The sequence below is a fragment of the Micromonospora sp. FIMYZ51 genome (assembly GCF_038246755.1).
Lineage (GTDB): Bacteria > Actinomycetota > Actinomycetes > Mycobacteriales > Micromonosporaceae > Micromonospora.
This window is the reverse complement of the sequence record NZ_CP134706.1, coordinates 5,847,158-5,868,951: the sequence shown is the minus strand read 5'-3', so window position 1 is coordinate 5,868,951 and position 21,794 is coordinate 5,847,158. Positions and strand designations below refer to the sequence as shown.

The 21,794-nt window shown below is 71.9% G+C and carries 18 protein-coding genes; 11 read left to right on the top strand and 7 right to left on the bottom strand.

Annotation, left to right across the window (positions count from 1 at the left end):
* Window positions 1-78: 78 nt before the first annotated feature.
* Entirely contained in the window at window positions 79-699 is a 621-nt protein-coding gene (locus tag QQG74_RS26195; protein ID WP_341717354.1) for a DUF4126 domain-containing protein, read from the bottom strand.
* Window positions 700-770: 71 nt separating this feature from the next.
* Here QQG74_RS26195 and nucS point away from each other — a divergent pair, with 71 nt between their 5' ends.
* Complete coding sequence (gene nucS / locus QQG74_RS26190; protein WP_341717353.1) at window positions 771-1,430, top strand: endonuclease NucS; 660 nt, start codon at window positions 771-773, stop codon at window positions 1,428-1,430.
* Between the two features lie 50 nt (window positions 1,431-1,480).
* Here the strand turns inward: nucS and QQG74_RS26185 are convergent, their stop codons facing one another.
* Window positions 1,481-2,977: an aldehyde dehydrogenase family protein gene (locus QQG74_RS26185; RefSeq protein ID WP_341717352.1), complete on the bottom strand. Its 1,497-nt coding sequence runs from the start codon at window positions 2,975-2,977 to the stop codon at window positions 1,481-1,483.
* A 211-nt stretch (window positions 2,978-3,188) separates the two neighbouring features.
* Here QQG74_RS26185 and QQG74_RS26180 point away from each other — a divergent pair, with 211 nt between their 5' ends.
* The 4 genes from QQG74_RS26180 (at window position 3,189) to QQG74_RS26165 (ending at window position 6,821) form a co-directional block, all read left to right on the top strand.
* Window positions 3,189-3,671: an FHA domain-containing protein gene (locus tag QQG74_RS26180; RefSeq protein ID WP_341717351.1), complete on the top strand. Its 483-nt coding sequence runs from the start codon at window positions 3,189-3,191 to the stop codon at window positions 3,669-3,671.
* Window positions 3,672-3,787: 116 nt separating this feature from the next.
* A complete protein-coding gene (locus tag QQG74_RS26175; RefSeq protein ID WP_341717350.1) occupies window positions 3,788-5,443 on the top strand; it encodes a 3-hydroxybutyryl-CoA dehydrogenase in 1,656 nt (551 codons plus the stop codon).
* A 169-nt stretch (window positions 5,444-5,612) separates the two neighbouring features.
* Window positions 5,613-5,939 carry a hypothetical protein gene (locus tag QQG74_RS26170; protein WP_341717349.1) on the top strand — a complete coding sequence of 109 codons (327 nt, stop codon included), beginning with the start codon at window positions 5,613-5,615 and terminating at the stop codon, window positions 5,937-5,939.
* A gap of 72 nt (window positions 5,940-6,011) precedes the next feature.
* On the top strand, window positions 6,012-6,821 hold the full coding sequence (locus QQG74_RS26165) for an alpha/beta hydrolase (protein ID WP_341717348.1): 810 nt from the start codon (window positions 6,012-6,014) through the stop codon (window positions 6,819-6,821).
* A gap of 6 nt (window positions 6,822-6,827) precedes the next feature.
* On the opposite strand, the gene QQG74_RS26160 is transcribed toward QQG74_RS26165, so the two are convergent.
* From QQG74_RS26160 to mce, 4 genes are all read right to left on the bottom strand, one after another.
* Window positions 6,828-8,024, bottom strand: coding sequence for an AI-2E family transporter (locus tag QQG74_RS26160; protein WP_341717347.1), 1,197 nt, complete (start codon window positions 8,022-8,024; stop codon window positions 6,828-6,830).
* Between the two features lie 132 nt (window positions 8,025-8,156).
* Window positions 8,157-10,358, bottom strand: a complete 2,202-nt coding sequence (locus QQG74_RS26155; protein WP_341717346.1) for a hypothetical protein — start codon at window positions 10,356-10,358, stop codon at window positions 8,157-8,159.
* Window positions 10,359-10,572: 214 nt separating this feature from the next.
* Window positions 10,573-11,838 carry a DivIVA domain-containing protein gene (locus QQG74_RS26150; RefSeq protein ID WP_341717345.1) on the bottom strand — a complete coding sequence of 422 codons (1,266 nt, stop codon included), beginning with the start codon at window positions 11,836-11,838 and terminating at the stop codon, window positions 10,573-10,575.
* A gap of 438 nt (window positions 11,839-12,276) precedes the next feature.
* A complete protein-coding gene (mce, locus tag QQG74_RS26145) occupies window positions 12,277-12,738 on the bottom strand; it encodes a methylmalonyl-CoA epimerase (RefSeq protein WP_341717344.1) in 462 nt (153 codons plus the stop codon).
* A 61-nt stretch (window positions 12,739-12,799) separates the two neighbouring features.
* Between mce and QQG74_RS26140 the strand changes: the two genes are divergently transcribed.
* The 6 genes from QQG74_RS26140 (at window position 12,800) to QQG74_RS26115 (ending at window position 19,748) form a co-directional block, all read left to right on the top strand.
* Window positions 12,800-13,999: an acetyl-CoA C-acetyltransferase gene (locus tag QQG74_RS26140; protein WP_341717343.1), complete on the top strand. Its 1,200-nt coding sequence runs from the start codon at window positions 12,800-12,802 to the stop codon at window positions 13,997-13,999.
* 11 nt (window positions 14,000-14,010) lie between these two features.
* A complete protein-coding gene (gene meaB / locus QQG74_RS26135; RefSeq protein WP_341717342.1) occupies window positions 14,011-15,009 on the top strand; it encodes a methylmalonyl Co-A mutase-associated GTPase MeaB in 999 nt (332 codons plus the stop codon).
* Between the two features lie 93 nt (window positions 15,010-15,102).
* Window positions 15,103-15,507, top strand: a complete 405-nt coding sequence (locus tag QQG74_RS26130) for an Asp23/Gls24 family envelope stress response protein (RefSeq protein ID WP_341717341.1) — start codon at window positions 15,103-15,105, stop codon at window positions 15,505-15,507.
* Between the two features lie 102 nt (window positions 15,508-15,609).
* The gene (locus tag QQG74_RS26125) at window positions 15,610-17,298 is read left to right on the top strand and encodes a methylmalonyl-CoA mutase family protein (RefSeq protein ID WP_341717340.1); all 1,689 of its coding nucleotides are present in this window, start codon (window positions 15,610-15,612) and stop codon (window positions 17,296-17,298) included.
* 99 nt (window positions 17,299-17,397) lie between these two features.
* Complete coding sequence (locus QQG74_RS26120) at window positions 17,398-18,309, top strand: tetratricopeptide repeat protein (RefSeq protein ID WP_341717339.1); 912 nt, start codon at window positions 17,398-17,400, stop codon at window positions 18,307-18,309.
* 131 nt (window positions 18,310-18,440) lie between these two features.
* A complete protein-coding gene (locus QQG74_RS26115; protein WP_341717338.1) occupies window positions 18,441-19,748 on the top strand; it encodes an arginase family protein in 1,308 nt (435 codons plus the stop codon).
* A gap of 50 nt (window positions 19,749-19,798) precedes the next feature.
* Here the strand turns inward: QQG74_RS26115 and QQG74_RS26110 are convergent, their stop codons facing one another.
* Window positions 19,799-21,739, bottom strand: coding sequence for a penicillin-binding transpeptidase domain-containing protein (locus QQG74_RS26110; RefSeq protein WP_341717337.1), 1,941 nt, complete (start codon window positions 21,737-21,739; stop codon window positions 19,799-19,801).
* Window positions 21,740-21,794 lie beyond the last annotated feature (55 nt).

Here is a 21,794-nt window from a genome sequence, read left to right as displayed (position 1 = left end):
GTCGTTCGGCGGGTGGCGACCGCCGAGCGGTTGGTTACCGCGGCCGGCATGGTGCAGACGGCTGGCGCGTACCGTCGATCAGACCCGGAAGCCGGCGTCCCGGGCGGCCTGGCGCTCCCGGCGGCGGTCCGCCCGCCGCCTGAGGAACCAGGGCAGGAAGAGGACGAAGCCGACCAGAAACGCCAGCACCAGCACCGGCAGGATGATCGCGACGAGCGACATCAGCACGCTTGTGGCGTCCTCGGCGGTGCTGGCCACCGGGGCGCCGAAGCCGGCCGTGGTTGCATTGATCACCGGTCGGGCGGCGGACTTGAGCAGGTGTACGCCGAGCGCGATGAGCACCCCGACCAGCACCGGCAGCCACTGGCCGGTGCTGCCGAAGAAGCTGTCCGGGTCGGTCACCGTCACCGTTTCGGCGGCGGAACCCGCGCCGAACGCCAGTCCGCCGGCGGTCGGTCGGACCACGGTCTGCACCACGTCGTTGATGTGGTCGACGACCGGCACCTTGTCCGCGACGACCTCCACGGCGAGCAGCACGGCGAGGATGCCCAGCACCCACTCGTTGCCGAGCCACTGCCAGCCGCCGGGCAGGTCGATCACGCTTGTGTAGCGGGCCAGCAGACCCGTCACCAGCAGGGGAACGTACGCGTTGAGTCCCGCCGAGGCGGCGAGGCCGGTACCGGTGAGCAATTCGAGCACGATCTCAGCATCGCACCGGCACGCCAGCGGTGCTCGGTGGCGATTCCCGCCGGCTCCGCTACCCTCGTCGGGTGCGGTTGGTGATTGCGAAGTGCTCGGTGGACTATGTCGGACGACTCTCGGCCCACCTGCCGCCGGCCACCCGGCTGTTGATGGTGAAGGCGGACGGGTCGGTCTCCATCCACGCCGACGACCGGGCGTACAAGCCGTTGAACTGGATGAGTCCGCCGTGCCGGCTGGAGGAGGCGCCCGGGGTCTGGCGGGTGGTGAACAAGGCCGGCGAGGAACTGCGGATCACCCTGGAGGAGATCTTCCAGGACACCTCGTACGACCTGGGTGTCGATCCCGGGCTGCGCAAGGACGGCGTCGAGGCGCACCTACAGGAACTGCTGGCGGCCAACCCGGAGACCCTGGGCGAGGGGTTCACCCTCATCCGGCGCGAGTACATGACCGCCATCGGCCCGGTCGACCTGCTCTGCCGGGACGCCAACCAGGGCACCGTCGCGGTCGAGGTGAAGCGCCGCGGTGAGATCGACGGCGTGGAGCAGCTCACCCGCTACCTGGAACTGCTCAACCGGGACCCGCTGCTCGCCCCGGTGACCGGCATCTTCGCCGCGCAGGAGATCAAACCGCAGGCTCGGGTGCTCGCCACGGACCGCGGCATCCGCTGCGTGGTGCTGGACTACCACCGGCTACGCGGCATCGAGCGCGACGAACTCACCCTCTTCTAGCCCGCCCGCGCTGCCGGGCCGTCGCTGCCCGAACCGGGCAACGGTACGGGTCACCTGCCGTACAGCGTCTTGATCACCCTGACCAGGCGGGCGACGTCGGTCGGGGTCCGCTCGAAGGTCGTCGAGGGCAGCAGCGACCGGGCCCGGCGGCGGGTGACCGCCTTGGCGCGGGCGAACTCGCGCAGCCCGTCCTCGCCGTGGATCCGGCCGAAACCGGACTCGCCGACCCCGCCGAACGGCAGGGTGGACATCCCGGCGAAGGTGAGGGTCGAGTTGACCGAGGCCATCCCGGAGCGCAAGCGCCGCGCGATGGCCACCGCGCGGCGTCGACCGAAGACGGAGCCACCCAGACCGTACGGCAGGGCGTTGGCGCGGGCGATCGCCTCGTCCGGGTCGCGGACCCGGTTGACGGTGAGGGTGGGCCCGAAGGTCTCCTCGCGGACCGCGGCGGAGTCCTCGGGCACGTCCACAAGCACGGTGGGGTGCGCGTACGGCGGCTGCACCGCCTCCGGCCCGCCCAGGGCCGCCCGACCGCCCCGGGCCAGGGCGTCGGAGATGTGCCGGCGGATGACGTCGAGTTGGCTCGGCATGGTGATCGGGCCGATGTCGGCACCCTCCGCACCGACGGTGAGCCGCCCGGCGCGTTCGACGACCTTCTCGACGAAGGCGTCGAAGACCGGCTCGACGGCGTAGACCCGCTCGATGCCGATGCAGGTCTGGCCGGCGTTGGTCATCGCGCCCCAGACGCACGCCTCGGCGGCGGCGTCCAGGTCGGCGTCGGCGTCCACGATCATCGCGTCCTTGCCGCCGGCCTCCACGAGCACCGGAGTCAGGGTCTCGGCGCAGGCCGCCATCACCTTCTTCGCGGTCGCCGTCGAACCGGTGAAGGCGAGCTTGTCGAGACCGGCCCGGCACAGTGCCGCGCCGACGTCGCCGAGCCCGTGTACCGCGGTGAACACCGGCTGCTCGGGCACCACCTCGGCGAAGGTGTCGACAAGCCACTGCCCGACGACCGGGGTGTACTCGCTGGGTTTGAAGACCACCGTGTTGCCGGCGGCAAGCGCGTACGCGGCGGAGCCGATCGGGGTGAAAACGGGGTAGTTCCAGGGGCCGATGACCCCGACCACCCCGTACGGCTGGTACTCCAGGTGGGCCGAGAACTCGGCCAGGACCAGCCGGGAGCGGACCCGGCGGGGACCGAGCACCCGACGTGCGTTGCGCGCCGCCCAGTCGACGTGCTCCACCGAGGTGACGATCTCGACGAGCGCGTCCGGGATCGGCTTGCCGCCCTCGGCGTGCACCAGCTCCGCCAGTTGCTCCATCCGCTGGGCGAGCAGGCGTCGCCAGCGCATGAGCCGTTCGCGCCGGCCGGTGAAGCCGAGCCCCGCCCACCACTGACCTGCGGCGCGGGCCTGCTCGACGGCGCGTACGACCTCGGCCGTGTCGGCGATCGGGACCCGTCCCGCCTCGCCGCCCGTCGCCGGGCTGGTCGAAACCAGCTGGTTGCCCTCGATCACCACGCTGCCGGCCAGCTGCACAGCCTTCATGGCGGAAGTCTAGACCCGGATGCTACCGGCCGGTAGGGGAGTGGGTGGGCGGGGCGGCACCCGGTCGGTGCCGAGCCTGAGCACCGCAAGGGTCGAACGGAAAGTGCCCGCCCGGTCACTTATGGGTAGCCGGGCGGCGGTGCAGGTGATCATCTGGTGATGGCACCCTGACGCAGGGTGATCGTACGGTGTTGGGGGAGTTGAACTGTCCATGAAGGAGAATCCGCAGCTATCGCCGCTGCTGACAGTATCGAAGGGCCCGATGCGCGGGGTCGGGTTCCGATTGAGCCGGCAGCCGCAGGTGATCGGCCGGGACCCGAGGGTCGACATCGTCATGCGCGACCCGCACCTGAGCCGGCGGCACGTCGAGATCCGGCTCACCGACGAAGGGGTGGCGCTGAAGGATCTGGGCTCCACGAATGGCACCTGGGTGAACGGCGACCGGAGCACCGGCGTGACCCGACTCAGCGACGGTGACGTGATCCGGCTCGGCCGTACCGAGCTGCGGTTCCATGATCCGGGGGTGGCGCGGACCGATCCGGTGGGGCTGAGCTTCGGTGCGGCCCGGACGACTCGACAACAGACCCTGATGCTTCCCCTGACCACGGCCGACGCGACCGCCGGGCCGGACGTCGACGAGCGGTACCCATCCGCTGCCGGCGACCGGGCACCCGCTTCGGCGGTCACCTCCTAGCCGGTGACGTGACCCACCACGCCGCACCAACCAGCTGCCACGTGGCAGACTCGCGCGCATGACCTTAGCGGCCGTTCAATTCCGGCCGATGTCGAGCGGACAGGGGAGGCCGGGGCATGGCACGTGAGTTCACAAGCGTGGGTGTGGTGGGTCTGGGCACCATGGGTGCCGGGATCGTCGAGGTCTTCGCGCGCAACGGCGTGAACGTGGTCGCGGTGGAGATCTCCGAGGCGGCCCTGGACCGCGGGCGGAGCAACCTGACCGGCTCCACGGACCGGGCGGTGGCCCGGGGCAAGCTCACCGAGGCCGATCGGGATGCGCTGCTGGGCCGGATCACCTTCGCCGTCGGGCTGGACGCGCTGCGCCCGGTGGATCTGGTGATCGAGGCGGTGCCCGAGCGCCTCGACATCAAGCAGCGGCTCTTCGCCGAGCTGGACCGGGTCTGCCGACCGGAGGCCGTCCTCGCCACCAACACCTCGTCGCTAAGCGTCACCGAGATCTCCGTGGCCACCGCCCGACCCAGCCAGGTCGTCGGGCTGCACTTCTTCAACCCGGCACCGGTGATGAAGCTGGTCGAGGTCGTGCGTACGGTGGTCACCTCCGCCGACGTGGTGGCCGACGTGGAGGCGCTCTGCGGGCGTCTCGGCAAGGTCGACGTGACCATCAGCGACCGGGCCGGGTTCATCGCCAACGCGCTGCTGTTCGGCTACCTCAACCATGCCGTCGACATGGTCGAGGCCCGGTACGCCAGCCGCGAGGACATCGACGCGGCGATGAAGCTCGGTGCCGGGCTGCCGATGGGGCCGCTCGCCCTGCTCGACCTGATCGGCCTGGACACCGCGTACGAAATCCTGGACACCATGTACCGGCGCGGCGGGCGCGACCGCCGCCACGCCCCCGTGCCGCTGCTCAGGCAGATGGTCACCGCCGGGCTGCTCGGCCGCAAGTCCGGCCGGGGCTTCTACACCTACGAACGGCCCGGCTCGCCGAAGGTCGTACCGGACGAGCAGACGCCGAACCCGGCGCAGGCGGCGGCAGCCGAGGCGCGCGGCATCGCGAAGGTGGGCGTGGTCGGCTCCGGCGCGCGAGCCGCCGGCCTCATCGAGGTCTTCACCAAGGCCGGTTACGAGGTCGTCTCGGTCGCGCCGGAGGCGACGCTGGAGCCGTTGGCCGACGTCGACCTGGTGATCGAGGCGGTGGCCGAGGAGTTGGCTGCCAAGAAGGCGCTGTTCGCCAGCCTGGACGAGACCTGCAAGCCGGGCGTCGTGCTGGCCACCACCACCTCGTCGCTGCCGGTGATCGAGGTGGCGATGGCCACCCAGCGTCCGGCGGACGTGCTGGGCCTGCACTTCCTCGATCCCGCGCCGACCACGCCGCTGGTGGAGATCGTGCGGACCATCCGTACCTCGGCGCAGACCGCCGCCACCGCTCGGGCGGTCTGTGCCGCCCTCGGCAAGACCGGCGTGACCTGCGGCGACCGGGCCGGGTTCATCGTCAACGCGCTGCTGTTCCCCTACCTCAACGACGCGGTGCGGATGCTGGAGGCCAACTACTCGACCGTCGACGACATCGACCACGCGATGAAGCTCGGCTGCGCCTACCCGACGGGCCCGTTCGAGCTGCTCGACGCGGTCGGCCTGGACGTGGCGCTGGACATCCAACGCAAGCTCTACCTGGAATCACGCGAACCCGGCCTGGCCCCGGCACCGCTGCTGGAGCATCTGGTCACCGCCGGCCACCTCGGCCAGAAAACCGGCCGCGGCTTCCGCTGAGGTGTAAGGAAGGGCCCCCTATTAACGCCTGCGGTATAGGAAGGGCCCCTTCTTAACACTCAGCTGGCCGGCTTGACCCTCGGCCGGTCGGCCGGCGCCGCCGACCGGGCCCGGATCGATGCTGGAGCCCGCGCCGGGGCGTCGCCGCCCCGGTCGTACGCTGGATGTTGTGAGCCCCCGTCGTAACCGCCCCCGCCGCGAGGACGCCGAAGGCCTGGACGTCGAACGGGCCCGGCACGGCGTGGCCGCGGTGCAGCGCTGGCGCGACGGCGACTGGCAGGTACGCGGGATCAGCGGCGGGGCGTCGGTGAAGACGTACCGCTGTCCCGGCTGCGACCAGGAGATTCGCCCCGGCGTGGCGCATGTGGTGGCGTGGCCGGCGGACGACCGGGGCGACCTCACCGACCGGCGGCACTGGCACAGTGGGTGCTGGCGGGCCCGCGACCGGCGTGCTCCGCTCATCCAACGCGGTCGTGGTGCACCCCGGCACGGCTGACCCGGCAGTGCCCTTCCTTACACCTCGGTGGCTCGGCGGGCGGCACAGCGGGACAGACGGGAGACTGTGGGGATGAGCAGAACCATCCGCGCGTCCTCGATACTGCCCGGCCACCGTGAGGATATCGAGCTGCACACCGCGGACGGCCTGCGTCTGGTCGGTGAGCTGGCCCGACCGGTCGACCGGGAGCCGGCGGCCACCCTGGTCTGCCTGCACCCGCTGCCCACCCATGGCGGGATGATGGACAGCCACGTCTTCCGCAAGGCGGCCTGGCGGCTGCCCGCCCTGGCCGACGTGGCGGTGCTCCGGTTCAACACGCGCGGCACCAGCAGCGTGCGCGGCACCAGCGAGGGTGCCTTCGACTCGGCCGTCGGTGAGCGCTTCGACGTGGCCGCCGCCATCGAGTACGCCGAGTTCCACGAGTTGCCCGACATCTGGCTGCTCGGCTGGTCGTTCGGCACCGACCTGGTGCTCAAGTACGGCTGCGACCCGGCGGTGACCGGGGCGATCCTGCTCTCTCCGCCGCTGCGCTTCTCCGCGCCGGCCGACCTGACCCACTGGGCGGAGTCCGGCAAGCCGCTGACCGCGCTGGTGCCGGAGTTCGACGACTACCTGCGCCCGGAGCAGGCCCGTGAGCGGTTCGCCGCGGTGCCGCAGGCCGAGGTGGTCGGGGTGCCGGGCGCGAAGCACCTCTGGGTGGGCGATGCCGAGACCGTACTCGACGAGGTGGTCCGGCGGATCAACCCGGCGGTGCCGGTGCCGCTCCCCACCACCTGGGACGGCCCGATGGAGACCGGCGACGCCAGCGCGTACGCCGACCGCACGGTGGCCGCCTTCGCGGACGTCCCGGTGACCGGCCCGCAACAGCGTCAGGCCGAGTAGCGCGGCTCAGCGGGCGTCCTGACGGGGGATCACCACCTCGCGCAGAATGAGCTGGATGGCGGCCACGGTCGGGATGGCGATGAGCGCGCCGATCACGCCCAGCAGGGAGACCCCGAGCAGCGCGGCGACAAGCGCGGCGACCTCGTTGACCTGCACCGACCTTCTCATGATCTTGGGGTAGACGAGGTAGTTCTCGATCTGCTGGTAGACCACGAAGAAGGCCACGCAGGCGATGCCGACGGACGGGCTGGTGGCGAAGCCGACCAGGCTGACGACCACCGCGCCGAGCGTCGCGCCGATCTGCGGGATGAGGTCGGTCACCGCGACCACCACCGCCAGCGCGAACGGGTACGGCAGGCCGACCGCGAGCGCGAAGACGAACGCGACCGCGCCGGCCAGCACCGCGATGGTAAGCGCCCCGACCATGTACGCCCCGACCTTGGTGAGGATCTCGTCGCCGATCAGTTGCACCCGCTCGCGCCGGGACCGGGGGACCAGCGCGTAGCCGAGATCGCGCATCCGATCGAAGTAGACCAGGAAGTAGATGGTCAGCACCAGCACGGTCAGCACCCGGAACACCGTGCCGAACACCAACTGGGCGCCGCCGAGCACGCCCCCCAGCGCGCGGCCGACCACGTCCGCGCTTGCCGCCTCCTGCGCACGGCGCATCAGGTCGAAGCGTACGACCAGGTCGTTGATGGTCTCGTTGCGCCGCAGCGTCTCCAGGTAGCTCGGCAGTTGTTCGATGAACTGCCCGGTCTGCGTCACGATCGGCGGCACCAGAGCCAGCACCCCGGCGCAGAGCAGCGCCAGCATGATCAGCACGACGACCGTCACGGCCAGCCCGCGCGGCAGCCCCAAGGACCGCAGCCGGACCACCGCCGGGTGCAGGCCCACCGCGAGGAACAACGCGATGACCACCAGGACCAGGATCCCGGCCGCGTTACGCAGGCCCAGATAGACGGCGTACGCGAGCAGTACGCCCAGCGCACCGGTGAAGCCGACCAGAAAGCTGTTGCGCCGCAGCGGACGCCCGGGAGTGCCGAACCGGCCGGCGTCCCCGCCCACCGTGCTCTCCTCGGCACCCGGGCGCTGTGCCGGCACTGCCGGGGCGGCTGCCGCAGGCGCCGAGGTGGCCTGCTCCGCCTTCTCGTCGCTGCCGGCCGCGTCCGGCGCCGACTGCTTCGCCTCGTCCTGAACCATTGAGCCTCCCCGTTCGCGTCCGGTGGCTCAGTGCCCGTCGCGCCACCGCCCCGCACCGCGCCGACAGGGTAGCGAGATCGCCGCCGTCGACCGGGTCACCGAGCCGGGGTGTCGGCGAGTGGGCCGTCCGGATCAGTCCGAGGTGACCTTGCTCGGTTTGGCGCTGCGCTCGTCGGTGGTCGGCTTGGTGCGGCGTTTGCCGTTCTCACCGGTGCTGGTGATCTTCGTCGGGGTGGCGCCCCGGCCACCCTCGCCCGGCATGGCCGCGACCGTCGGTTCGCCGTCCACCCCGGCGCTCGCGGCGCTGCCATCGACGGTGGTCGGTTCGGCGGCCGGCTTCGTCACCGGTGCGTCCTCGACCGTGGTGACCGGCTCCGCGACCGGCTTCGTCGCCGGGACGGCATCCGTGCCAGGTCCGGTGCCGTTGGCGGAGGCACCAGCGGGAACGGTGACCGGCGCGGCCGAGTCGGGCCGCCCGCCGTCGGCCGACGTGTCGCCGACGGTCGCGGCGGCAGCGGCCAGGGCGGTCGCACCGGCGGACAACGGCGTACCCGGGCCCGCACCAGCGGGCGAGGTCGGAGCCGGCGGCGTGGTGGCCGTCTCCAGACGTAGTTCGAGCAGCTTGCGCTGCAACTCGTCGGACTCCTGGCGGGACTTCCAGGTCTCCTGGCGCAGATCGGCCAACTGCTGCTGGGCCTTGGCGATCTCCAGCATCACCTGGGCGAGCTGCTGGCGGCTGGCCGCCGCTTCCTGCTGCGTCGCGGCCAGGTGCTGCTGGGTGGTGGCCAGGTGCTGCTGCGTGGTGGCCGCGTACTCCTCGAACTGGCGGCGGGAGGAGGCCACGTACTCGTCGGCCTCGCGGCGGGTGGTCGCGGCGTACTCCTCGGCCTCGCGTCGGGTGCTGGTGACGTACTCGTCGGCCTCCCGGCGGGTGGTGGCGGCGTACTCCTCGGCCTCTTCGCGCAGCGCGACGGCATCCTGCTCGGCGGCCTGCCGGACCTGGTCGGCACCCTGCTCGATCTCGTTCTTCCGGGTGGTGTAATCCGCCTCCAGCTCCGCCCGGCGGTTCTCGAACCCGGACTCCAGCTCGGCGGTGCGGGTACGCAGCTGTGCCTCGAACTCGGTGGTGCGGGTGCGGATCTGTTCGTCGAGCTCCGCCGTGCGGGCAGCGATCCGCTGATCCAGTTCGGCGTTACGGTTCTTGTACTGCTTCTCCAACTCGTCGCGGCGGCTGGTGAACTCGCGTTCGGCGGTCGCCTTGCGCTCGGTCAGTTCGCGGTCGGCCGCCTCGCGTCGGGCGTTCACCTCCTTCTCCACCCCGGCCCGCCAGGCACCCAACTCCTGCTGCGCCTGCGCCCGCGCGTGCTGCACGTACGCCTCGGTCTCGCCGCGCATGCGCTGGGCGTACGCCTCGGTTTCGGAACGGGTGCGCTTGGCCGCCTCGGTGGACTGGAGGGTCAGCCGCTCCGCCTCCTGGCGGGCCTTGTCGCGGGTTGCCCGCCCGGCCGCTGCGGCGTCGTCGATGATCTGCTTGGCCTCCTGGCGCGCCTTGGCGTGGGTGGCCCGACCCGCCTCGGTGGCCTGGTCGACCAGCCGTTTCGCCTCCTGCTGGGCGCTGGCGTGCACCTCCTTGGCCGCGTCGCGCAGCTGGGTCGCCTCCTGCTGGGCGGTGGCCAGCGCGGTGCGTGCGGCCTCGCGGAGCTTTGTCGACTCCTGCTGGGCGCGGGCGTGGATCTCCTTGGCGGCGTCGCGTAGCTGGGTGGCTTCCTGCTCGGCTCGGGCCAGCGCCTCCTGGGCGGCCTTGCGCAGCCGGGCGGCTTCCTCCTTGGCCGAGCGGGCGGCGGCCTCCGACTCGGCCCGTCGCGCCGCGGCCTGCCGCTCCTCCTCGGCCCGGCGGGCGGCAAGCGCGATCTCGAAGTCCTTGAGTGCCTTCGCGGCCTCGCCCCGGGCCTCCTCGATGATGTGTTCGGCGGCGGCTCGGCGGGCCTCGATCTCCTCGTTGGCGGCGGCGAGAATGTCCTCGGCCTGCTCCTCGGCCAGCCCGAGGATCTGCTCGACCCGCGGGCCCAGGTGTCGGAACGCGGCCCGGTCGACCACCCCGACCTGCTTGCGTACCTGGGCCAGGTCACGTTGCAGCACCTCGACCTGGCCGGCCAGCTTGTGAATCTGGGTGTACGCCTGCTCCCGCTCGGCCGCGAGCGCCGCGATTTCGTGCTCCGCCCGAGCGACGTACCGGTCCACCTGCCGTTTCTCGTACCCCCGCAGGGCGGACTCGAAGCTGGGCTCCGTGGTCACATCCCCGCCGAGGGCGAACAGTTCCTCGCCGTGCGACATACACCCATCCTCACACGCATCCGACCCGGCTGGGGCGATACGGACGCCCAGGATTGGCGAGCTGTTTCACGCCTCGGGACAGGTGCTCGGACGGCAGTTCGGCAGCGGTCGATCATCAGGTCGGCGTGCCCGTCGGCAACGGCAGGGCGGCGCGGGGCGACACCGGTCGACCGGTGTCACCCCGCGCCGTGGATCATGCCCCGGTGGGTTCTGGTCAGCTGGAGGTTTCCGCAGTCACCTTCTCGTCGGCGTCATCCGCCTTCTTGGCCGGCGCCTTCTCCGCGGCGGCTGCGTTCGAGTTGGGCACGCCCGGCACGATGCCGGCCAGGCCGGAGAGCATCTGCCCGAGCTGGGAGGTGACGGCGTCCTTCTGCCGGGTGAGGTCCTCGACCTCGCGGCGAGCGGCCTGGGTGGTCAGCTCGGCCTCGGTGCGGGCCTCGTTGAGCAGGCGCTGGGACTCGGCCCGGGCCTCGTTCAACGTCCGGTCGGCCAGCGCCTTGGCCTTTTCCACGGTCTCGGTGGCGGTGCGCTCCGACTCGACCCGACGGGCCTCGGCGCGCTGCTCGATCTCCTTGGCCCGCTCCTGCGCGGCCCGGGCCCGCTGCTCGGCCTCGTTGACCAGCTTCTGGGTCTGCGCCACCTGGGCGGCGTGCCGCTCCGACTCCTCGCGCTCGGCCTTCTCCCGCCGCTCGGCGAGCTGAAGCTCAAGGGCCTGGAGGTCCTTGTCGCGCTTGTCCCGGGCGTCGGTGAGCAGCTTGGTCGCCTCGGCGCGCTTCTCCTCCGCCTCGCGGGCGGCCTTGGCCCGCTGCTGAGTGATCTCCCGCTCGGCGGTGGCCCGCAGGGTGGCCACCTCCCGCTCGACCGTGGACTTCAGCTCGGCGACCTCGTGTGCGGTCACCGTGCGCAGCTGCTTCGTCTCCCGCTCCGCGTCGGCGCGCAGGGTGTCGGCCTCACGGCGGGCCTGCACCCGGACCTCGGCGGCCTCCCGCTCGGCGGCGGTGCGGACGTTGCCCGCCTCCCGCTCGGCGGTGGCCTTCATCGCCGCAGCCTCGGCGCGTGCCTTGTCGGTGATCTCCCGCGCCTCCAGGCGGGCGGCGGAGAGGATGCCCTCCGACTCACGCTTGGCCTCGTTGCGGTGGTCGTTGGCCTGCTCCTCGGCGAGCCGGAGGATCTGCTCCACCCGGGTGCCGAGGCCGGACAGCGTGGGCCGGCTGTTCTCCTCCAGCTGCTTGCTGGTGTCGGTGAGCTTCTGCTCCAGGGCGGTGAGCCGCTGCTCGGACTGCCGGAGCCGGCGCTGCGCGTCGTTGAGCGCCTGCTCGGCGTCGGCGCGGTCCTTGTTGGCCTGGCTCAGCGCGGCGTTCAGCCGGCCGATGAAGTCGTCGACCTGACCGGTGTTGTATCCGCGCAGGCCAACCGTGAAATCGGGCTGCGAGTTCGCGTTATCGAAGAACGCGAGAGGGGAGGACGGTTGCTGGGGCATTGGGACATACTGGCAGACCCCCCGGGGTGCTTCGCAAGAGCGGGCCGTCCTCATTACATGGTCAACACGACGAGCCGTCGCGGGGTCGTGTCGAGGGGCGATCTTGCCAGCTCCGGGGCGAGCAGGGTGGCACGGAGCGTGACGTGGAATAGGACAGTGCGGGCCGCCGGCCCGGCCCATTGTTCTCCATCCCACGAATGGGTGTCCGGTCGCGTGAGTGAAAGCCAATCGGGTTCGCCGAATGGCCATCGCCGACTCGGCCGTCAGGCCAGCGTCCGCAGAACCCGGTCGATGCTGTCGCGGTGCCCGGCGGAGTCTGCGTCGGAGCCGGGCAGCGTGGCGAGCAGGGCCTTGTTAAAAGGGGGCCCTTCCTATGCACGAGGCGTTAGGAAGGGCCCCTTCCTTACAGTGCACGAGGCGTTAGGAAGGGCCCCTTCCTTACAGCTGGACGAGTTCGATGAGGACGCCGCCGGCGTCCTTGGGGTGGACGAAGTTGATTCGCGAGCCGGCCGTGCCCCGCCGCGGTGTCTCGTAGAGCAGCCGGAGACCGCGGGCACGCAGCGCGGTGCAGGCGACGTCGAGATCCGCCACGGTGTAGGCGACCTGCTGTACGCCCGGACCGTTGCGGTCGAGGAACTTCGCGATTGTCGACTCGGGGGTCAGCGGGGCGAGCAGCTGTACGCAGCCGCCCTCGGCGGTCGGCCCGACCGCCAGCATCGCCTCGCGTACGCCCTGCTCGGTGTTGGTCTCGGTGTGCACACAGCGCATGCCGAACGTCCGCTGATAGAAGTCGATCGCGGCGTCCAGGTCCGCGACCGCGATCCCGACATGGTCGATGCGGAGCAGGCCGATGTCTGTGACATAGTCGGCAGCAGGCTCGACGGGGGAGTTCTCAGGCATGACGTTAGTCTGGCCGAATAGTCGTTAAGGCGTACAGGTCGGCACCCCCTCGGAGGCAGGTATGGCTTCGGTGATCGTCAGCGGCGCGCGGACCCCGATGGGCCGCCTGCTGGGCAACCTCAAGGACCTCCCGGCGACCAAGCTGGGTGGGATTGCCATCTCCGCGGCGCTGGAGCGGGCCGGGGTCGCCCCGGACCAGGTGCAGTACGTGATCATGGGGCAGGTGCTACAGGCCGGCGCCGGCCAGATCCCGGCGCGCCAGGCGGCGGTGGCGGCGGGCATTCCGATGTCGGTACCGGCCCTGACGATCAACAAGGTCTGCCTCTCCGGCCTGGACGCGATCGCCCTGGCCGACCAGCTCATCCGGGCCGGCGAGTTCGACATCGTGGTGGCCGGCGGCATGGAGTCGATGACAAACGCCCCGCACCTGCTGCTCGGCCAGCGTGGCGGCTACAAGTACGGCGACGTGACGCTCAAGGACCACATGGCGCTCGACGGCCTGAGTGACGCCTGGGACTGCTGCTCGATGGGTGAGTCCACCGAGCGGCACGGCAGTGCCCGTGGCATCAGCCGGCAGGAGCAGGACGAGTTCGCCGCGGCCAGCCACCAGCGGGCCGCCGCCGCGCAGAAGAACGGTCACTTCGCCGACGAGATCACCCCGGTGGTCATCCCGCAGCGCAAGGGTGACCCGCTGGTGATCAGCGAGGACGAGGGCATCCGGCCGGACACCACCGTCGATTCCCTGGCCAAGCTCCGCCCGGCCTTCAGCGCCGACGGCACCATCACCGCCGGCAGCTCGTCGCCGATCTCCGACGGCGCCGCCGCGGTGGTCGTGATGAGCAAGGCGAAGGCCAAGGAACTCGGCCTGGCCTGGCTGGCCGAGGTGGGGGCGCACGGCAACGTCGCGGGACCGGACAATTCCCTGCACTCGCAGCCGTCCAACGCCATCCAGCACGCCCTGCGCAAGGGTGGGCTGAGCGTCTCCGACCTCGACCTGATCGAGATCAACGAGGCGTTCGCCCAGGTCGGCATCCAGTCCATGCGTGACCTCGGGGTCAGCCCGGACAAGGTCAACGTCAACGGCGGCGCGATCGCGCTGGGCCACCCGATCGGCATGTCCGGTGCCCGGTTGGTGCTCACCCTCGCGATGGAACTCAAGCGGCGCGGCGGTGGCACCGGGGCGGCGGCGCTCTGCGGCGGCGGTGGCCAGGGCGACGCCCTGATCATCCACGTGCCCGCCCCCGCCGAGGGTGGTCAGTGACCGCGAGGAGTATGAGCCGGTCCGACGGCGGCGGGCCGGGCGCGGCCACCGGTTCGGTGCGGCGCAGCCGGGACGTACCGATGCTTGTGGCGCGGGCCCGCGAGGGTGACGCGCGCGCGGTGGCCCGGCTGATCACCCTGGTCGAGTCCGGCGACGAGACGCTGCCGGCGATCGCCGCCGCGCTCGCCCCCTACACCGGTCACGCCCAGGTGGTCGGCCTGACCGGCTCGCCGGGCGTGGGCAAGTCGACCACCACGAACGAGTTGGTGCGCGCCCTGCGGGCGCGGGGTCACCGGGTCGGTGTGCTGGCCATCGACCCGTCCAGCCCGTTCACCGGCGGGGCGATCCTCGGTGACCGGGTGCGGATGCAGGACCACGCCACCGACCCGGGCGTCTACATCCGCTCGATGTCCAGCCGGGGGCATCTCGGCGGACTGTCGGCGGCCACCCCGCAGGCGGTCCGGGTGCTGGAGGGCGCCGGCTGCGACGTGGTGCTTGTGGAGACCGTCGGAGTCGGGCAGGCCGAGGTCGAGGTGGCCTCGCTTGCCGACACCACGCTGGTGCTGCTGGCGCCCGGGATGGGCGACGCGATCCAGGCGGTGAAGGCCGGCATCCTGGAGATCGCGGACATCTTCGTGGTCAACAAGGCCGACCGGGACGGCGCCGACGCCACCGTCCGGGACATCCAGGGCATGATCGCCCTCGGCGAGCGCGGCCCGGGCCAGTGGCGTCCGCAGGTGGTGCGGGCGGTGGCGGTCCGGGGCGAGGGAATCGACGACGTCGCCGCCGCGATCGACAAGCACCGTGGCTGGCTGATGGAGCACGACGAGCTGCGCCGCCGCCGCGAGACGCGGGCCGCCGCCGAGATCGAGGCGATCGCGCTCGGCGCGCTGCGTGCTCGGATCGGCTCGCTGCGCGACGGTACGCAGCTGTCGGCGCTCGCCGCCGAGGTGGCCACTGGCGCCACCGATCCGTACACCGCCGCCGACGCATTGCTCGCCTCGCTCTGAGCGGGTCCGACGTCCACTGCGGACCGGCGTTGGCGGTTACGCTCGCACCGCCGGCGCAGCCGCGCGGGTGGGGTGACGGTCGCTGGGGAGAGCATGGACCACGAGATGACGCAGGAGTTGGCGATGACGCCGGACGCGGTGGCGGGTGGGCGTACGCACATCTCGGACGAGGTGGTGGAGAAGATCGCGGTGGCTGCGGCGAAGGCCGTGCCCGGCGTGGTCGAGCTGGGTGGGGACATCGCCCGGTTCTTCAACGCGGTGCTCGACCGGGTCGGGCTGGACCAGGTGGGTGACGCCCGGCGCGGCTGCTCCGCCCATGTCACAAACGGTGGCGCGGTGATCAACCTGGTGATCGTGATCGACGCCGGGCATCCGGTGCCGGAGGTGACCACGGCGGTGCGGGCCGGGGTGACCCAGGCGGTCGAGGCGTACGGGCTGCGGGTCGACGAGATCAACATCCGGGTCGACGACGTGGCCATCGACGGGCCGGCCGGCTGAGCCGACCCAGCTCGGTTACCGCCCGGTACGAACTTCCTTAGCGATCGTTCAGGTGGGGCTCTAGACTCGACGTCAGTCGAGGACTCGAGGAGGAGCCCCGGGATGAACGCCGACGAGATCGCTGCCGGACGGGCCCGCTGGCAGGCCCGGTACGACGCCGCCCGGAAGCGGGACGCCGACTTCACCACGCTCTCCGGGATGCCCGTGGAGCCGGTCTACGGGCCCCCGGAGGGTGCCGCGTACCCGGGCTTCGAGCGGATCGGCTGGCCGGGTGAGTTCCCCTACACCCGAGGTCTCCACCCGACCGGCTACCGTGGCCGGACCTGGACCATCCGGCAGTTCGCCGGGTTCGGCAACGCCCGGCAGACAAACGAGCGCTACCGGATGATCCTCGGTGCCGGCGGTGGTGGCCTCTCGGTCGCCTTCGACATGCCCACCCTGATGGGGCGCGACTCCGACGACCCGCAGTCGCTCGGCGAGGTGGGGCACTGCGGGGTGGCGGTGGACAGCGCCGCCGACATGGAGGTGCTCTTCGACGGCATCGACCTGGCCGACGTCACCACCAGCATGACCATCTCCGGTCCGGCCGTGCCGGTGTTCTGCATGTACCTGGTCGCCGCCGAGCGGCAGGGCGCCGACCTGTCCACCCTCGACGGCACCCTACAGACCGACATCTTCAAGGAGTACATCGCGCAGAAGGAGTGGCTCTTCGACCCCGAGCCGCACCTGCGCCTGATCGGCGACCTGATGGCGTACTGCGCGGCCGAGATCCCGCGCTACAAGCCGCTCTCGGTCTCCGGCTACCACATCCGCGAGGCCGGCTCGACCGCCGCGCAGGAGTTGGCGTACACCCTCGCCGACGGCTTCGGCTACGTCGAGCTGGGGTTGTCGCGCGGCCTGGACGTCAACGTCTTCGCGCCCGGGCTGAGCTTCTTCTTCGACTCGCACGTCGACTTCTTCGAGGAGATCGCCAAGTTCCGGGCCGCCCGCCGGATCTGGGCCCGCTGGCTGCGCGACGTCTACGGCGCCACCAGCGAGAAGGCCCTCTGGCTGCGGTTCCACACGCAGACCGCCGGGGTGTCGCTGACCGCGCAGCAGCCGGTGAACAACGTGGTCCGGACCGCCGTCGAGGCACTCGCCGCGGTGCTCGGCGGGACCAACTCGCTGCACACCAACGCGCTCGACGAGACCCTCGCGCTGCCCACCGACTCCTCCGCCGAGATCGCCCTGCGTACCCAGCAGGTGCTGATGGAGGAGACCGGGGTGACAAACGTGGCCGACCCGCTCGGCGGCTCGTGGTACGTCGAGGCGCTCACCGACCGGATCGAGGCCGAGGCGGAGGAGATCTTCGCCCGGATCCGTGCGCTGGGCGGCGAGGGGCCGCACGCCATCGGCCCGATGACCGCAGGCATCCTGCGCGGCATCGAGGACGGCTGGTTCACCGGCCAGATCGCCGAGTCGGCGTTCGTCTACCAGCAGGCGCTGGAGAAGGGCGACAAGAAGATCGTCGGGGTCAACTGCCACACCGGGACGGTCGCCAAGGATCTGGAGATCCTGCGCATCTCGCACGAGGTGGAGGTGGAGCAGCGGCGGGTGCTCGCCGAGCGGAAGGCCGGCCGCGACGACGCCCGGGTACGCGCTGCGATCGAGGCCATGGTGGCGGTCAGCCGGACCGGGGAGAACATGATCCCGGCGATGCTCGACGCGGTCCGGGCCGAGGCCACCCTCGGCGAGATCTGTGACGCATTGCGCGCCGAATGGGGCGTTTACCGCGAGCCCGCGCGGTTCTGACATCCGCCCCATCAGGGCGGCTGGGCAGCGGTGACGGGCGTAACTGCGCGGGCCGCGGTTGATCTGAGTTCGGCAAATCGCGTGCGAGACTAGATAACCATGAGCGACCCACGGATCACCTCGTCGATCTTCACCCGCGGCGCGGTCGACCTCAGCGCGCTGCGCAGCCCTGCCCCCAGTTCCGCCCCGGCCCCGGCACAGGCGGGTCCACCCGCCGGTGCGCCCGGCGGCGCCGTCGGCGGCGTCACCGTCATCGACGTGACCGAAGCGACCTTCCAGTCCGAGGTGCTGGAGCGCTCGCTGACGACACCAGTGGTGGTGGACTTCTGGGCGGAGTGGTGCGAGCCCTGCAAGCAGCTCTCGCCGGTGCTGGAGCGGCTGGCGGTGGAGGGCGGCGGCGCCTGGGTGCTCGCCAAGGTCGATGTGGACGCCAATCCGCGGCTCGCGCAGATGTTCCGGGTGCAGGGCATCCCGATGGTGTACGCGGTGGTCGGCGGGCAGCCGGTCGACGCCTTCTCCGGAGTGGTGCCCGAGCAGCAGCTGCGGCAGTGGATCCAGGCCGTGCTCAAGGCCGGTGGGGTGGCCGTGGCGGCACCCGAGGACCCGCGCCTGAACGAGGCGGACGACGCCCTGATGAGCGGCGACCTGGACGCGGCCGAGCAGGCGTACCGCAAGATTCTGGCGGAGACCCCGGCGGACGCCGCGGCGGAGGCCGGGCTGGCGCAGGTCGGGCTGGCCCGCCGGGTGGCCGGCACCGACCCGCAGGCGGCGCTCACCGCCGCGGCGACCGCGCCGGACGATGTCGACGCCCAGCTGCTGGCGGCCGACATCGAGGTGCTCAGTGGCCTGGCCGAGCAGGCGTACCAGCGGCTGGTCGGGTTGGTCCGGCGCACCGCGGGCGACGACCGGGAGAAGGTACGCCAGCACCTCGTCGGCCTCTTCAGCATCGCCGGCCCGGAGGATCCCGCGGTCGCCTCGGCTCGCCGGGCCCTGGCCAGCGCCCTGTTCTGAAAGCACTGCCACGCCAGCGCGGGCCGGCGTAGCGCCGCCGGCCCGCCCCAGAACACACCGAGGACGGGAGCCCAGGTGAGTGCGCCGAGGAGTGAGCTTGCGAGCCCCGCAGTCGCGAACGACAGCAGCCCATGATGCGCCGGATCGCCGTCCTCGACGCGCCGAGCAACCTCGGCCTGCGCCCACCCACGCCGACCTCGGTGCCGGGCTGTGGGAAGGCCCCCGGTGCCCTACGCGACCAGGGTCTGCTGCCCCGGCTGCGGGCGCGTGACGCCGGCTGCCTGACGCCGCCCCGCTACGACGCCGGTGACTGGCGGCCGGGCGACGGGGTGTGCCACGCGCGGGAGATCGCCGACTACTCGGTGGCACTGGCCGACCGGATCGGCGAGATCATCGACCGCAGCGAGTTTCCCGTGGTCCTCGGCGGCGACTGTTCGATCCTGCTCGGCTCGGCGCTGGCCATGCACCGGCTCGGCGAGGCGGTCGGCGGCCGGATCGGGCTGGTCTTCGTCGACGGCCACTCCGACTTCCGGCACCCGGGCAACGCCTCGTACGTGGGCGCGGCGGCCGGTGAGGACCTCGCCCTGGTCACCGGCCGAGGTCAGGCCGACCTGGCGGCCATCGAGGGCCGGCGGCCCTACTTCCGCGACATCGACGTGGTGGTGCTCGGCATCCGCGCCCAGGACGAGTACCGGCTCGACCTGCAAGCCGCCGGGATCATCACCAGACCGGTGCCGGCGCTGCGGGCCGAGGGTGCGGCGCGCACCGCGCAGTGGGCGCACGAGCAGCTCGCCGACTGCGCCGGCTACTGGGTGCACGTCGACGTGGACGTGCTCGACCCGGCGGTGATGCCGGCGGTCGACGCCCCCGACCCCGGCGGCATCGCCTTCGCCGAGCTGGAGATCCTGCTCGCCGGCCTGGTGGACACCCCACACTGCCTCGGCGTCGAGCTGACCGTCTTCGACCCCGACTACGACCCGGACGGCGCGTACGCCGCCGAGATCGTCAACACCGTGGTCGCCGGTCTGCGCCCGGTCACCGCCCCCGGCTCGGTGCCGCCCCGGCTGCGCCCCGAGACCGCCGACCGGGCCGCCCCGCCGCCCCGCCGTCCCGCCGACCGCACCGGCCCGCCGGTCACACCGGGCGCGGTCGGCGTCGAGGTGCCGACGGAACTGCTCCCGCCGCCGACCTTCGACGAGCCACCGAGGTTCGAGGAGCCGCCGGCGTTCGAGGAGCCGCCGGCGTTCGAGGAGCCGCCGGCGTTCGAGGAGCCGTCGCGGTTCGACGAGCAGGAGCGGCCGGTGCAGGCGAGCCCGGACGAATGGAGCCCGGCACTGGGCGGCCACGATCCGGTTGACGACGAGTCGGGCCTGGGCGGCACCGGTGACCCCGCCGAGGAGATCCGTTCCGCGTCCACTCCCGGCGGCCTGACCGCCTGAGCTGGTTCTTGCTGGCGGCCGGACCGGCCGGTCCCGGTTGAACCGCCGGATCAGGACAGGGCGCGCAGGAAACGGGCGGCGATGGGTGCGGCGGTGCCGCTGCCGGAGCCGCCCTGCTCGACGAAGACCGCGAACGCGATGTCGCCCTGCCAACCGACGAACCAGGCATGGGTGTTCTTCGGATTGTCGTCGTACTCGGCGGTGCCGGTCTTGCCGTGCACCGGCTCGCCCGGCACGTTCCGCAAGGCGCTGCCGGTGCCGCTGGTGACCACCTCGCGCATCATCGCCCGTACCGCCGCCACCGCCTCGGGGTTGAGCTCCGGGCCCGGCTCGGCCGCCGGCTCGGGAGCCGGGTCGAGGATCAGCTTCGGCGGGATGAAACCGCCCTTGGCCACCGCCGCCGTCGCCGCGGCCATGGCCAGCGGACTGACCAGGGTGGTGCCCTGCCCGATCGCGGCGGCGGCCTGCTCGGTGGCGCCACCGTTCGCGGAGACCTTGCCGGTGAAGGCGTCCAGGCCCACCTGCCACTGCCCCTCCAGCCCCAGCGTCCGGCCGGTGGCGGCGAGCCCGTCGGGGCCGAGCTGCGGGGCCAGCGTGGCGAAGGCGGTGTTGCAGGACTTGGCGAAGATGGTGCGGAACGGCACCTTGCCGAGGGCGAAGTCGTCGGAGTTCTTGAACGAGCGGCCGTCCACGGTGGCGGTCTTGGGGCAGTCGACAGTGGTGTCCGGGGTGACGGCGTCGCGCTCCACCAGCCCGAGCGCACTTACCATCTTGAAGGTGGAGCCCGGCGGCACCTGCGCGGTGAAGGCCAGGTTCTCCCCGGCGGCGCCGGGACCGTTCGCGGCGGCGAGCACCGCGCCGTCGCTGATCCGTACGGCCACCAGGGCGGAGCGTCGGCGTTCCCCGCGCAGGGCCTGGTCGGCAGCTTTCTGGGTGGCCACGTCGAGGGTGGACCGGACCGGCTCGCCGGCCTGCGGCTCGCGGCGGAACACCTCGGTGCCGGTGGCCTCCAGGGTCCCGTCCTGCTTCGGTCGCTTGATGATCACGCTCAGCCCCGGTACGCCGCGCAGCCGCTCGTCCCACCGGCCCTGCAATCCGCCGTGCCCCACCATGTCGCCGGGGGAGTAGCGGTCGGGGAACTTGGCCAGGTCGTCGGCCTGGGCCGGGTCGACGGTGCCGAGCACCGCGCGGGCGAACTCGCGGGTCGGGGCGAGATCCAACTCGTCGGTGACGAACTTCGTGCCGGACAGGCCGTGGATCCGCGGTTTGATCTGCCGGTACGCCTCGTCGCGCAGGGTTACCACCTCGACGAACGCGGTCGGTTGCGCCTCGTCGACCCGCTTGGCCAGGCCGGACAGGTCCACCGGTGGGGTGATCGCCGGCTTGATCGCGCGGAACGCGCTGTCCAGTTGGCGGGTCAACGCCTTGAGGTCGGTCACCTGGTTCGGCTGCACGCCCACCCGGACCACCGGGCGCGCCGTGACGAGTTGCTCGCCGGCACCGTCGAGCACGCCGGCCCGGGCGGCCGGCACCCGCCGCAGGCCGAGCCGGTCGCCGCTGGTGAGCTGTTCGTGCACGAGCGAGGGCTCCCAGATCACCTGCCACTCGTCGTCGCGGCCCTGAGCGAGCCGCACCGGGCGGTCGTACGCCCAGCTCGTCTCGCCCGGCAGCGCCCACTCGATCCGGATGGTTGCGGTGGCGGTGTTCTGGACCACCTTCGGGTCGCCCTGCCGGGTCAGTTTGGGCGGCGTTTCGACAAGCTCGCCGGAGAGCGTCTTGATCTCCCGCACGACGTCCGCTGCCGCGATCTTGGCACCGGTCGGGTCCACGAAGCCGACCGCGTTCAGGTCGCCCGAGTGCCAGCCGGCCAGGAAGGCGTCCACGCTGCGCTGCGGGCCGTCCTCGCCGGAGCAGGCGACCAGGGTGGTCGAGGCCAGCAGACCGACGGTGGCGGCGGCGAGTCGTGACAGGGGGTGACGAGGCCGGTGCATCGGGTGGTTTCCTCCTGGTCGGGTGACTTGCACGCTAGTACGTGTCGGCGCCCCG

Coding starts and splice junctions, on each gene's coding strand:
- QQG74_RS26175 (WP_341717350.1), top strand. CDS start 3,788: ATGGCACGTGAGTTCACAAGCGTGGGTGTGGTGGGTCTGGGCACCATG.
- QQG74_RS26185 (WP_341717352.1), bottom strand. CDS start 2,977: ATGAAGGCTGTGCAGCTGGCCGGCAGCGTGGTGATCGAGGGCAACCAG.
- QQG74_RS26110 (WP_341717337.1), bottom strand. CDS start 21,739: ATGCACCGGCCTCGTCACCCCCTGTCACGACTCGCCGCCGCCACCGTC.
- QQG74_RS26125 (WP_341717340.1), top strand. CDS start 15,610: ATGAACGCCGACGAGATCGCTGCCGGACGGGCCCGCTGGCAGGCCCGG.
- QQG74_RS26165 (WP_341717348.1), top strand. CDS start 6,012: ATGAGCAGAACCATCCGCGCGTCCTCGATACTGCCCGGCCACCGTGAG.
- QQG74_RS26115 (WP_341717338.1), top strand. CDS start 18,441: ATGATGCGCCGGATCGCCGTCCTCGACGCGCCGAGCAACCTCGGCCTG.
- QQG74_RS26130 (WP_341717341.1), top strand. CDS start 15,103: ATGGACCACGAGATGACGCAGGAGTTGGCGATGACGCCGGACGCGGTG.
- QQG74_RS26150 (WP_341717345.1), bottom strand. CDS start 11,838: ATGCCCCAGCAACCGTCCTCCCCTCTCGCGTTCTTCGATAACGCGAAC.
- QQG74_RS26120 (WP_341717339.1), top strand. CDS start 17,398: ATGAGCGACCCACGGATCACCTCGTCGATCTTCACCCGCGGCGCGGTC.
- mce (WP_341717344.1), bottom strand. CDS start 12,738: ATGCCTGAGAACTCCCCCGTCGAGCCTGCTGCCGACTATGTCACAGAC.
- QQG74_RS26155 (WP_341717346.1), bottom strand. CDS start 10,358: ATGTCGCACGGCGAGGAACTGTTCGCCCTCGGCGGGGATGTGACCACG.
- meaB (WP_341717342.1), top strand. CDS start 14,011: ATGAGCCGGTCCGACGGCGGCGGGCCGGGCGCGGCCACCGGTTCGGTG.
- QQG74_RS26160 (WP_341717347.1), bottom strand. CDS start 8,024: ATGGTTCAGGACGAGGCGAAGCAGTCGGCGCCGGACGCGGCCGGCAGC.
- QQG74_RS26180 (WP_341717351.1), top strand. CDS start 3,189: ATGAAGGAGAATCCGCAGCTATCGCCGCTGCTGACAGTATCGAAGGGC.
- QQG74_RS26140 (WP_341717343.1), top strand. CDS start 12,800: ATGGCTTCGGTGATCGTCAGCGGCGCGCGGACCCCGATGGGCCGCCTG.